At 20.8% G+C, this 13,313-nt stretch carries 12 protein-coding genes; 4 read left to right on the top strand and 8 right to left on the bottom strand.

Translation table 11 applies throughout. The annotated features are described in order from the left end of the window. Nucleotides 1-1,896 precede the first annotated feature (1,896 nt). Complete coding sequence (locus B2G44_RS00945; protein ID WP_078122990.1) at nt 1,897-2,493, top strand: hypothetical protein; 597 nt, start codon at nt 1,897-1,899, stop codon at nt 2,491-2,493. 142 nt (nt 2,494-2,635) lie between these two features. On the opposite strand, the gene glnS is transcribed toward B2G44_RS00945, so the two are convergent. After that, nucleotides 2,636-4,267: a glutamine--tRNA ligase gene (glnS, locus tag B2G44_RS00940; protein ID WP_078122989.1), complete on the bottom strand. Its 1,632-nt coding sequence runs from the start codon at nt 4,265-4,267 to the stop codon at nt 2,636-2,638. Between the two features lie 280 nt (nt 4,268-4,547). Here glnS and B2G44_RS00935 point away from each other — a divergent pair, with 280 nt between their 5' ends. Then, the gene (locus tag B2G44_RS00935; protein ID WP_078122988.1) at nt 4,548-4,772 is read left to right on the top strand and encodes a hypothetical protein; all 225 of its coding nucleotides are present in this window, start codon (nt 4,548-4,550) and stop codon (nt 4,770-4,772) included. Nucleotides 4,773-5,102: 330 nt separating this feature from the next. On the opposite strand, the gene B2G44_RS02310 is transcribed toward B2G44_RS00935, so the two are convergent. The 5 genes from B2G44_RS02310 to B2G44_RS00920 all read right to left on the bottom strand — a co-directional run bounded on the left by B2G44_RS02310 (nt 5,103) and on the right by B2G44_RS00920 (nt 7,399). Continuing rightward, entirely contained in the window at nt 5,103-5,264 is a 162-nt protein-coding gene (locus B2G44_RS02310; RefSeq protein ID WP_180372461.1) for a hypothetical protein, read from the bottom strand. 121 nt (nt 5,265-5,385) lie between these two features. Beyond that, the gene (locus B2G44_RS02305) at nt 5,386-5,523 is read right to left on the bottom strand and encodes a hypothetical protein (RefSeq protein ID WP_180372460.1); all 138 of its coding nucleotides are present in this window, start codon (nt 5,521-5,523) and stop codon (nt 5,386-5,388) included. A gap of 30 nt (nt 5,524-5,553) precedes the next feature. Continuing rightward, the gene (locus B2G44_RS00930; protein ID WP_078122987.1) at nt 5,554-5,745 is read right to left on the bottom strand and encodes an alpha/beta fold hydrolase; all 192 of its coding nucleotides are present in this window, start codon (nt 5,743-5,745) and stop codon (nt 5,554-5,556) included. 372 nt (nt 5,746-6,117) lie between these two features. After that, entirely contained in the window at nt 6,118-6,531 is a 414-nt protein-coding gene (locus B2G44_RS00925) for a hypothetical protein (RefSeq protein WP_180372459.1), read from the bottom strand. 187 nt (nt 6,532-6,718) lie between these two features. Beyond that, a complete protein-coding gene (locus B2G44_RS00920; RefSeq protein ID WP_078122985.1) occupies nt 6,719-7,399 on the bottom strand; it encodes a hypothetical protein in 681 nt (226 codons plus the stop codon). A gap of 277 nt (nt 7,400-7,676) precedes the next feature. Between B2G44_RS00920 and B2G44_RS00915 the strand changes: the two genes are divergently transcribed. Together B2G44_RS00915 and B2G44_RS00910 are read left to right on the top strand one after the other, a co-directional pair. Next, nucleotides 7,677-8,909, top strand: coding sequence for an aminopeptidase P family protein (locus tag B2G44_RS00915; RefSeq protein WP_078122984.1), 1,233 nt, complete (start codon nt 7,677-7,679; stop codon nt 8,907-8,909). A gap of 1,594 nt (nt 8,910-10,503) precedes the next feature. Further along, the gene (locus tag B2G44_RS00910) at nt 10,504-11,832 is read left to right on the top strand and encodes a hypothetical protein (protein ID WP_078122983.1); all 1,329 of its coding nucleotides are present in this window, start codon (nt 10,504-10,506) and stop codon (nt 11,830-11,832) included. Between the two features lie 305 nt (nt 11,833-12,137). On the opposite strand, the gene B2G44_RS00905 is transcribed toward B2G44_RS00910, so the two are convergent. Both B2G44_RS00905 and B2G44_RS00900 read right to left on the bottom strand, forming a co-directional pair. Beyond that, on the bottom strand, nt 12,138-12,587 hold the full coding sequence (locus B2G44_RS00905) for an iron-sulfur cluster assembly scaffold protein (protein WP_078122982.1): 450 nt from the start codon (nt 12,585-12,587) through the stop codon (nt 12,138-12,140). Between the two features lie 111 nt (nt 12,588-12,698). Then, nucleotides 12,699-13,217: an aminotransferase class V-fold PLP-dependent enzyme gene (locus B2G44_RS00900; RefSeq protein WP_257616353.1), complete on the bottom strand. Its 519-nt coding sequence runs from the start codon at nt 13,215-13,217 to the stop codon at nt 12,699-12,701. Nucleotides 13,218-13,313: the final 96 nt, after the last annotated feature.

Genomic DNA, 13,313 nt, shown 5'->3' with positions numbered 1-13,313 from the left:
TCCATAGAAATACTAATAATCTGTTTATTTATAAGTATTTCTTCTTATAATCGGATTTTTAATGATTAAACTTTGATTAATTTAGATATAATCCTCTCACCTAACAAAAACAAATTAGAAGATGATAATATTATTCTGATTATCCAAAGATAATAAGACTTAAACAAATACATGTCCCCATAATTAATATCAATTTGAATGCTGGTTGTCATCGATGTTAAAGCGTCTTTCAAATATGATACAGAAATATTATTCATACTTTAGATAAAATTTTAAAAACAGGAAGATTAAATACAAATTTTTACAAATTTTGAAAATTAAAAAATATTTTCTTAATTTAAATCTCTAACTCAAAAAACTTCTTAAAATTATTTTAGAAGCTATTCGATAATGTCAATTATCCGCATAGAACAGATCTAATTGGTATAGAGATATTACTGATTTAGATTAAATAAAAACTGGTTTTCTTTGTCGTATAGATAGCATTACTAAATATAATCTTAAATATTGAAAAAATTAATAAACATAGCATGTTTTAAATATTAAAGTTTTTTATAATTTAATCAAAATAATCGAATAATTTTTAAAATTTATTAATTGTAAATTGTGATAATTTAAAAACAAAATTAACTTTTCATTGATTTTTTATTTTGTTATATATGATTCCAATAAAAAAACAAAATATTGACGAAAATATTAATTTTTGTTAGAATTTAACGTTAATAAAATTATTACTATTCTATTGGATTCAATTTAAAATTTTTTAAAATAAATATAGATTGTTAATAAATAAAAATTTAAAACATTATTTGCTAAATAAAAAATGGTATAAAAAACCTAAATATCCTGCCATTTTACCAATAATCATTACCGAAATATATTCGCTTAATTAAACAAAAAAATAACAAATATCTCAAAAAAATAATAAAATACCTTTTTAAGAGAAATAGGTGTCATACTAAAAACTGTTGATAATCATTATTCTAAAAATTACAAGATATAGTTTTGGTATTGAGTTTATCGATGAAAAAATCTGGAATCTTACCGACAGTCAAAAAAACCTTAAAACAAGAAAAGTTACTAGCTAATATATCAAGTTAAATATTTATAATAACTTTTTAGAATATACTTGAATCATCCTTAAAGTAGTTATTAAATCGCCTAACCCGGGAGAAGATTAACAAGATTTACAACGATAAAATAGTTAGTAATTTATTAGGATTGTGTAAAATTGTGTGTCAGAAAACTGGTTTGCACAGGTTCGGATAGGAATTAATTGTAATAATTGATAGAAATACAAATCTTATCACTAAAATGAAATTGATTTATCTAAATTAATTGAGTTAATAGGAAAAATTATAAAATGAAAAAAAAATACGTTAAAATATCATTTTTTAATAAAATTATAATTATATTGGTCTTAATTATTACCATTATAATCTTAATATTATCAAGAGGGTCTGACATTAAAGTTACAAAATCTAAAAAAATTAAATCCTCGTTTCAAAACGAAAATCCTCGAAATTTAAAAAAATATATATCTACTAATGTTCCTAAAAATTTTTTAAATTTTAAAAATAATTCTAACCCAATGATAAAAGGAATAAGCACTAATAATGTTAAATATTTAAAATGATTATTTACATTTTTTAAATTTAAAGAAGTAATAAAACCTTTTTGTTATAATTAAAATAATCATCCATTTAAATTTAATTAAAAAAATAATTAAATTTAAATTAGTAAATATTAAAGTAAATCAGTTTCAACAAAAGTTAAAATCTTATTTATGATTTTTAAAATTATTAAAAATAAAATATGTTATAATATTGGTAGCCACCTATGTTGTTACTATGGATTTATTTAAATAATAAAATATTATAGGGGGATAAAAATATTTTGAAAAATAATAAAATTCAACAACTAAGGTTTTTTCCGGTTAGTATTATATTATCATTATTATTTTTATTAAATTTTATTATTATTAGTAATAATAATGTTTTGTTAGCTAATCCGCAAAATGATGAATTAGTTTCTAAATCGTTGGATTCATCTCGTAAAGATATTCTAAATCTCAGCGATCAACAAAAATTAGAATTACTACAAAACATTTTGGACAATAATAAATCTGATTTAAACGGAGACTCAGATCCGGCTTTAGAAAAAAAAGTTTGTTTTGATTGTTTAGACATGTTATGTCAGGCAAACGGAGCTTTTTATGAAAATCCTTCAGATATTGAAGAACTTAGTGATATAAGTCAACAAATTAAAAATATTATAGACTCAAAAATACAAGCAAATCAATCTTCTTCAGTAATAAATCCTAATCTAAAAGAAGCAATTTTAAATAATCAACTTTTATCTATTTGTTCACGATACATCGTCGAAGCTGCAGCTAAATTAATATGGAATTGTAATTGGGAAATGCTTTATAAATTTGTAAGCCAAACCCCAGGTATGTTAGCATGGAATATTTCAGTTTCAAGTTATAGATAATTATTTGGTATTATTGCTTAATTGAAATATTCTTATCAAATAAATAATCTCTCAGAATATAAAAAAACTTTGATCAAGTTAATATAATATTCTGAGAGTTTTTTTTAAATAATAGTATTTGTTTAATTAGTTCCAATTAAATCTAATATTTTTTATTATTTTTTAAAGCTACGATTTCATTAAAGTTTCTTATTTGGTTTTTTCGATATTCTAAATTAAAAAAACCATGTCTAATGAATTGGAATTTTTCTAAATTATTTTTGCAATCTAAATTGCTTTCTATAAAACCTTTATATTGCTTCCAAGAGTTAAAATTAAATAAATATTTTATTTCTTTAGACTTTTGATAATTCTCTTGATTATTATCTTTTAATAATAAATCATAATAGAAATTAAAAGTTGCTTCTGAAGATTTTTCTATAGTTAAAAAATGAATAGTACCGTTAGGTTTTCGTTGGTTAAAACCGCTACCACTTTTGGTCATCGGATCGTAGGTAGCTAAAATTTCTGTAATTTCTCCAAAATTATTTGTTATTATTTTATATGCTTTAATAAAATAAAAATATAATAATCTAACTTCTCCGTGCAAAAATAATCTTTTAAAATCTTGATTAGGTTTATTTATTTGAAAATCGCTACGTTCTATATATATTTGACGTGAAAAAAAAACTTTTCTTTTGGTTTTTTCGCTATTTTTATAATAAGAAATTTCGCGAGATTCTATTTGATTTTCGGGATAATTAGTAATTGTTATTTTTAAAGGTTTTATAATAGCAATAATAGTTTTAGTTTTTAATTGTAAATCATTTCTTAAACAAGCATCTAACATACTTTTATCAATATTACTATTTATTTTGGAAAGACCTGCTTCTAAAATAAAATTCTTAATCGCCGAAGGTGTGAATCCGCGATTGCGTAATCCTATTAAAGTAGGCATGCGTGGATCATCCCAACCTCGTACTAAATTATAATCTACTAAAGATTTAAGAATTCTTTTGCTTAAACATGTGCCAACAATATTTAATCTACCAAATTCAATTTGTTTCGGAATATTAATCATTTCAGTTTCTTTGATAATCCAATCATAAAGTGGACGATGATCTTCAAATTCTAAAGAACATAAAGAATGAGTAATTTTTTCTATAGCATCAGCTAAGGGATGAGCAAAATCATAAGTTGGATAAATATAATGGTGTTGTTGTTTTAAAGTTTTAGCATTTAAAATTCTATATAAAACCGGATCACGTAAATTAAAATTAGGATTAGACATATCAATTTTCGCTCTTAAAACTTTTTGGCCTATTTTAAATTTACCTTGAGCCATTTGATGAAATAATTCTAAATTCTCTGAAATAGTACGTTCACGAAAAGGAGAACATTGTTGAATTTCTCTTGTTTGTTTTAATTCTTCTGCATTTAAATCATCCACAAAAGCTTTATTTTTTTTGATTAATAAAATAGCTTTTTGATAGATTATTTCAAAATAATCTGAAGTAAAAAAAATTTTATCCGGTTTATACCCTAACCAATTTACGTCTTTTTCTATATTTTCAATATAAACAGCTTTTTCACGCATAGGGTTAGTATCATCATATCTTAAATAGGTTTTGCCTTGAAAATATTTAGCTAATTCAAAATTAATAATAATTGCCCGAGCATGACCTAAATGTAAAAAACCGTTTGGTTCTGGCGGAAAACGAGTAATAATTTCAGATATTTTATTTTGTTTTAAATCTTTTTCCATAATAGTTTTGATAAAGTTAGATATTATCATAAAATATTTGTAATTCTCCTTTTTTTGCTTTGACAAAAATATAATAAATTTTTGAAAATTATTTCTCTAATATCTTTTAGAGAGCAAGATATATAATCTTAGTCACATATAAAGTATTTTTTATAACAAAATTTAAATATAAAAAAAATTATATAAAATGATTATTTCCATATATAAAAATAAATTTCAAATTTATATTAAATTTTTTTTAAGATATTTTTAGTATACTAGAATAAATGTTTTTTTAAAAAATATTATTTTTTTTCGGGAGCAAATTAAAATGTTTATTAAATTAATTAATCGCATTATTTTATTAACAATAATTTTTATTATTTTATTCATAATCAGAAACGAAATTAATATCAACAGTGAACAACAAAATGAAGAAAATTATGATAATTCTCTTACAGAAATTAGAAAAACTTGGCGAAAACTTGATCCAGATAAAAATACACAAAATAATTTTAATGAAACGCAAAATGAAAAATTAAATCAATATATATAAAAATAATCTCGAATTAACTTTCTAAAATGATTTTATAATTATTTAAAAGAATTCATTTTTTATGGCTAATTATTAAAAATTATCATAAATTATGAATTCTTTTTCTTTAAGATAATATTATTTAAAAGTAATTTTAAAAGATTTTGAATAATCGTTTTTATTATAATATTTGGTTTAGAAAGATATAATAAGTATCAAATATTGCATAATTTTAAGAAAATTTATATCTTTTTATTATATTTTTTTTAAAATTATATATTATAGACAAAGATATAAAATGTATTATTTAATAAATTATGATTACCTTGATAATGTAATTTTAAATGTTTATTAGGACTTTTTTATTAATTTAAATAACTCTTGGCTATCTTCAAAAGGAATAATTTTATTTTGTTGACCATGCAATAAAAAAATAGGTTTTGGATAATTAAATTCATAATTAATTAAATATTCTTGAAATTGTGTAATCATTAAAAACATAGTATTATACATGAAACAAGTAGTAACAGTATTGATTTTATTAGTAATTTATGATTGTTGTAAAGTTAATCTTTGGGGGCTCAGTATAATTATTCATTATAATAATTTTAGTATTTGAATTAATGTTGTTAGATTATAAAATTTCTTGAGTTTTATTCAAAATTTCGGAAGATGTAGCAATATTAATAACTCTATCTATATCTTGAAATTTATACACATAACAATTATTAATTGTACTGTCTATCGAATGACCTAATAAAAATATTTTCAAATTATTTTGTCTTTTTAAAACATTACAATATTATGCAAATCTAAAGATTTGGTAATCTTCAATATCTCCTGATTTATCCCGATTTTGTATATTTTGACCATGATTTATTAAATCATAATTTAAAGTATTAAAATTATTAGTACTTAAAAAATTAGTTAATCTTTCATATTCTTGAAAAATTTCTCCCATATCATGTGTAATAATAATATTTGCTTTAGCCATTTTAGGTTAAATATCTTGTTTAAAATTATCAAAAAGTCTGACATTATTATATCCTAATAATCGAAAATTAGAAAAACTTAATATTTTAAAAATAAAAATGAAAAAAATTATAATAACAAATAAAATCTTTATCAATAATAAATTATTATGTTTGGAATTTTGATTATGAATTTTTTTTCGAATTATACATTTTCAGATTATTTCTCTTATTAAATAATGAATTTATAATGAACAAAAAGTTTTATAAAAAATTAAAAATTTTAATATTAAAATGTAATAACTTAAAATTAATAAAATTTCTTATAATTTATTAATCTAATTTTATGTTATAAATAATTTAATTGCGAATAATAAAAATTATTAACAACAATATTATCTTTTTTTAACTTTTATTCTATAATGATAATTATTGCTATAATTATCTTTATATGCAATAAAATAAATTTGAAGAGTACAGGTCCATACCTCTCTCATTTTCCAAAACCCTACATTCAATAAAAAAAAAGTTTCTCCTATTAGAATATTATGATTTAATATTTTATTAATATTAAAAATTTTAATGAATCCAGTATTTTTATTATATTCAACATTAGATTGCTGCTCAAAATAAAAATTTTCTCTTAATTGTTTTTCTATTGCAGCTTTAGAAGTTCCCGACAAATAAGAAAATTTACCAAACAAATGATAATAAAAGGTTTTATCTTTTATAGCATTAATTAAATTAAAAGAAATGGAAGGATTTTCTTTAGATAAATTATCAGAAATATTTAAAAGCGGTGTTTTCAAAGATGTTTTCGTCATCGGAAAAAAAAATATGATAAAATAACTTAAAATTAGTAAGAACCAAATCAATAATATTACAATAAATATATTGTAATTGTTTTTTTTTTGTTCATATTGTCACCATTTCTTTTAATAAACCATATTGTTTATTATTTTTAATAAATTATTAATTTTAATTAATTTGGATTTTTTATTTGTAATTTTTAATATTCACTTTAATAGGGGTTTTTTTTAAATCTTCGTTAATTAGATCTAACCAATTAGGTATAGTTTCATCTAACAAATATTTAAGGGCATGGAAAAAACAATAACCATCTCCAGGTGTATCATTATATTCTTTAATATAAAAATGTATATTATTAAAATTTTTCATCTTCAATTTAAGAATAGAACTATCTATTATTTCGCATAAAGAATTGAAATCTAATGAAAAAGTTGTTTGATCAGAATTCTTTATTTCGATAATTAATGATATTCTTTTATTTATTTTTTTAGATAAAAAATCAATAGTACTTTGTATCAAAAAAGGATATGCAGTATCTAATTTTTGATTTAAAATTTTTTCCATAATTATTTCCATGTCTAATGGCGGTTTTTCACTTTTTAAAAATATCTGATAAGTATCTTTAAAAGTATTATCTTTTAAACCTAAAAAAAATTGTTCCAATCCTAAATAAGCTATTTTCGCAACTATTTGACGATTTTCAAGATATTGATTATTATTTATTTTTGTATAAGTATAATCATAATAATGCAATGTTTTTTGATTACGATTTGTAAAACAACAATAAATAAACCAAATTATAATTAAATGAAGTATAAATAAAAATGTATATAAAATAATTTTTAAATTAAATCGAATGTTAAACATTTTTTAATTATTTTTACCTTTCGCTTTTTAATTTTAGAATTTTAATTCCAAAATAAAAAAGTTTTTTAAAATATTTTTAATTTAATTAAAAAAGATCAAATTATATTAAATATAATAATATTATAATTTATAATCCACAAGTAAATTTCATCACTACTTAAAATAAATAAATTAATTAAAATTTTAATATTTATAAATGAATAAACTGATAAATCGAGATTATTTTATTTATAAAAATTGTTTTTTAAATAAATATTTTTTAGAGGTATTATAATATATGTTTTTTAAAAATCGCAAAAATTTTTTTGATTGTATAACTAATAATTCTATAGCTTTATTTTATTCTGGCAATCCCCAATATAAAAGCGGAGATCAATTATTTCCTTTCGAAGTTAATAAAAATTTTTATTATTTAACGGGTATTAAACAACCTTATATTATTTTAGTTTTTATAAAAACATTATTAAACAAACAAAATTTTTTATTTATTCCTGATATTGATCCTATGAATAAATTATGGAACAATGAACAATTAAATAAAGAACAAATTACCGATATTTCGGAAATTCCATTTGCTAATATTTTGAAAATAAAAGATTTTAATTTTTGGATTAATAAAAAAATTTCTGAATTAAAATTATTATCTCCCAAAATTTATTTTGATATTCCGAATCATTATAAAGAATTAAAATATTCTTGGAGTTATGAACAATTATATAAATGTTTAAATTATTGGCCACATATCGAAATAGCCAATAGTTCTCGAATTTTATTAAAATTACGTCAACAAAAAAATAGCGAAGAAATTAACTCTATTAAAAATGCTATCGATCTACATTATCAATCTTTAATGTATTTGTTTCAAAATTTAAATAAATGTCAATATGAATTTGAAATAGCAGCTAATTTTCATTATTATTTAGGCATGAATAAAGCTCAAAACGCTTTCGAAACCATTGTCGCTTCAGGAAAGAACGCTTTAATTTTGCATTATCATCAAAATCATTCTTATTTAAATAATAACGATTTATGTTTGATAGATTCAGGAGTAAAAATTAATGATTATTCTTCGGATATTACTCGTTGTTTTCCTATTAGAAATAAATTTACACCTATACAGTATCAAATTTATAATTTAGTATTAAATGTTAATAAAGAATTAATTAATTGGGTTAAACCTGAACATAGTATGAAAGATTTAAATTATTACGGAAAGCAAATGCTATCTATAGGTATGAAAAAACTTGGATTTGAAGAAAAAATTGAAAATTATTTTTATCATAGTATTAGTCATCATTTAGGATTAGATATACATGATTTAATAGATATAGATGCAGAAGAACCTATCGGAGAAAATAGCATTATAGCTATTGAACCAGGTTTATATATTAATCATTTAAATTTAGGGATTAGAATTGAAGACAATATTGTTGTCAAACGAAAAGGAAATATTAATTTATCTGCTAAAATTCCTAAAGAAATTGAAGAAATAGAATCTTTAATAAAATAAATAAAATATTTTAAATTTGATAATTATTTTTTATAAAAGATAAAATAAGTTAGAATTATTCGTTTTAAATTAGAGATTTGTTATAATATCAATGTTATTATAATTATAAATTATTTAATTCACGTATATTATTATATTTATGGTAAATAAGCATAAATATTTTGTTATCTCATCGATAACACAAGTGCTAAAGAACATTTTCTTAAAGGAAACCAAATGAATGACAGTAGTTCTTAAAAGTAGGTCATGGTAGGAAGTAAAATTAAAAAAATATCAATATTAAAGGTTATTTTGAAATCATTAATCACGATATCTTGAAAGAAATACTTAAAAAATGAAAAAATCTTCAAAACCATACAGTAGGTATCATGAACAATGGTACCATGGTATCAATTATAAATCATTATATAATTGTCCCCAAAGTATAATAACTATTTTAACTCCTAGCGAATTTTTATTTTTTATTTACAATACATCGATAATAATAAAATAGCTAATTTGATTTATGAATGAAAGTCTAAATGAAAAATTTAATATGGAATAAATGAAAGCCTATCAAGATAGTAGATATCTGTAGATGGCTTAATCCTAATTCGAATCTTTGAAAAAAATATTTTTTATGCGAACAATTTTATTTTATTATTGGAATTAAAGAAAAAACTGATATAGTCCAATAAATAAAACCCACCAATTATTCAATATTTAAAACTGAAGATGATTCAAAAAATTCCAAATCATTCCGATTCCATCTCATCAAATAATTAAGTCTAGAGAAAGTAAATCCTACCAACAGCAATCTAAATAAGAAAACCACTAAGAATTTCTTACAAAGGAAAAGTAATGATTCCGATGCTGAATCATAAAATTAGCGAAAGAATATAGGTACGAATACAATTGGTTAAAAGAGGGACAGGTAAAACACGACAAAACATTAGCGAAGAGAGGGTTTTATCGATAAATTTATATTACAAGGTCGTACGCATCTAACTGACCGTCTGAAGGCGGAACGTTGTGAGAATTGTGACAAAACAGTCCAACTTCCAGTTCATCATATTGGTATGGTCCGCAATACAAATTACCAAAGGATCATGAATAAAAGAATAAAAATATTTTATAAAGATTGTCACTAAAAGATAACCAATCAACAAATACACGATATTAGAAAAACAAGAACAATAAGAATAAATAGCTAATCAACCGTAAGGGGAAATTAGTTCTCACAAGAGAGTAGATTAGGGAAAGTGGGGTGCTGGGAAACTTACTCACACCGTTCGGACGGGAGCTGTTTGTAATATAAAAAAAATGCAATTAATCTATCCGTATTAAAAAAAGATTTGCAATAAATATTTCAAATAATATTATATTGACTTAAATATTATTAATGATAATTAATTTTTATGTTAAATTATAAAATTATTATAAAAATTTTAAATTTTTAAATAATTTTATAATTAACCAAAAATAATTTCCAATTTATGATCAATTTAATTTATATTTTTAACCATTATTAAAATAATATCTCACCAAAAAGAAAGGTTTTTTAATTCTGTCAAAATTAGCAAACAATAAATTTATTTATTTATTATTATTAATATTGTTATTGATATTGGTTTTTATTCATGTATACGATTATATTAATTTGAATAAAAAAAATAATTTCAACAAATTAACAATATCAAAAGATAATTTAGATTTTAAAATGTCCCATAAAATACCAATTAACGATGGAGATCACGTTATTAAAATTATTAAAATTATTGATAAACAAGGTAATATTAAAAAATATGATTATATTACAGGTAAATTGTTAAAGCAAAAAACCAATACAAATATTCAAAAAGATCATAATCATGATATTGATAGTATCAATGAAACTCAAGATATTTATTTTGATTTAAATAATTTAGCTAATGTGAAAAAAATTATTTGTCTAGATGGAACTATTCAAGAATATGATCAACAAAAACGTTTATTTTGTAAAATTAATTCTGATGGTATCATTAGTTATTATGATTATAATAATAAGAAAAAAAAAATAAATTTACCAAATAAAGATTATCGATTTGATAAATACTTATTACAAGAAAATTTTCCTGACGAAACAAAAAAAATTTATAAATATCATAAAATACAGGAAACTTTTTTAAATGGTATAACTAGAAACTATAATTATAACCAAGATGTTATTCAAGAAATTTCTCATGAATATATTCGTGAATACAATCCTAAAACCCGAACAATACAAAAAATTATTTTTCCAATCGGCGAACAAAGAGAATATTACGGTTTTTATGTATGTTTTATTCATCAAGATATTTTAAATGATAAATCAGTTAGAGAATATCAATTGCAAAAAATAAATCAAAATTATTTTTATAAATTAAAAAAAGAAATTTTACCTAATGGTACTATTATGAAATATGATAATCATTTATTACCGATTCAAATGACAACAAAAGATAACATAATCATAACAGCATCTTCTTTAGAACCAAATTTAAAATCAGAAAATAATTCAATTACCAAAATTAAGTTACCAGATAATTCTATAGTTGAAATGGATGATACTAAAAACTATCAAATTACCAAAATTACTGATAACCAAGGAATTACCCGAGATACAGAAATTATATATTTAAATAATAATCCACTCAATCATATTATTAAAATAATTTTTCCTCACGGTTATATTCAAGAATTTGATGAATTTAATGGCTGTTTAATAAAAGAAACATGGCCTAATAAACATATTTTCGAGTATATTTATTTAGATAACACAGCACGATTAAAAAAAGAAATAATCCCCAATGGTATCGAAATCAATTATGATTATAATAATGATCATCCTTTCTTATTATCTAATATAGTTATTTCAGGAATTGTTAAAATTCCTTATCATTTATCTGATAATCATAATAATTAATTTTTGATTAAATTTTTGGTAAATTAAATTATTTTATTCGAAAAAGATTTATTTTTTATTTTTTTTGATTTATTATTATTCGCTTACATATTATTTTTAAGCAATTATATTTTAATGTTAATAATTATTAAAATTATAAATTCATTTTTTGTTTTATTTTTAAATTTAAATAAATTAACATTTTAATAGATATAAATCTATTATATTTTTTATTAAATTCTTATCTTAAATAAAAATTTTATGAATTTAAATTAATCATTTATAATTAAATTTAAATTAATTGATTACGGGATAAATTGCTAACTTTATAAATATTTTTTGTTTTTCCAAGATTCTATGGCTTTTTCAAGAGCTTTCCAAGGTAAACTGATACAAGAGATTTTACTTGGGTTATCGCAAAAAAATTTAAAAATTTGTAATTCTTTATTCAATTGATTAATATCAAATTTTTGCTGATTTAACATAGCTAAAAAATTTTTAATTTTCACTAATACTTGTTGAATGTTTTGTTTTTGAACCGTCATAGACATAATACTTGCTGAAATACAACAAATTGAACAAGCTTGGGTATTATGGCGAATATTTTGTAAATGAGAATCAATAATATAAAGTTGTAATTCGATCGCATCGCCACAATAATTATTGTGGTAACGAAAATATAAATAATTAGAATTATCAGATAAACCTTGATTGTAAGGATTATTCAAATGATATAACATAATTTTTTTATCTTCATCTTTTAAATAAATTAGCATTCACCTCTTCCTTTATTTATTATATTGATTTTTTTTATTTTAAAAAAATTTATCTTTTTATAAAAAAAATTAAAATTAATTTATTTCGGATTTATTTTCATATTTTTTTCATTATAAAATGCTATTTAAATCTTTGATTTGATTTAAAATAGACACTAAACGATTTATATCTTGATCATTATTATAAATACCAGCTGAAATTCTAATAGTACTAATTTGATTTATTTTTTGAATAATTAAATTAGCACAATGTTTACCAGTACGCACAAAGATATCATTTTGATTCAAAAAATTTTCTATATCATGAGCATGAATTTGTTTAAAATTAAATAAAATCATATTAGTTGACGTAGGATTAAAAATGATAATTTGAGGCATTAATTTTAAAAAACTTTTGATTTTATTAATAATATCATTAGTATGTTTTTGAATCCGAGGTATTCCAATTTTTCTAATAAAATTCAAAGTTTTTCGAAAAGCTAAAATAGCACCAATATTTAATGTTCCTGGTTCAAATTTGTTTGGTAATTCATTGAAAATAAAATTTTGATGATTAACTTCACAAATATTACCTCCGCCAATATTAGGCGAAGATAATTTTTCTAATAATTTTTGTTTTCCAAATAAAATACCAATAATACGGATAGATTAATTGCGTTTTATGCAGCGATTTGTCTTTACTGTTTTATTTACAATTAGCCCCCGTCCAAACGGTGCGAGCAAGTT

It is taken from the genome of Candidatus Phytoplasma citri (assembly GCF_002009625.1).
Taxonomy (GTDB): Bacteria; Bacillota_I; Bacilli_A; order Acholeplasmatales; family Acholeplasmataceae; genus Phytoplasma; species Phytoplasma citri.
The sequence above is the reverse complement of the archived record's forward strand: the minus strand, read 5'-3'. Positions and strand labels throughout refer to the sequence as shown.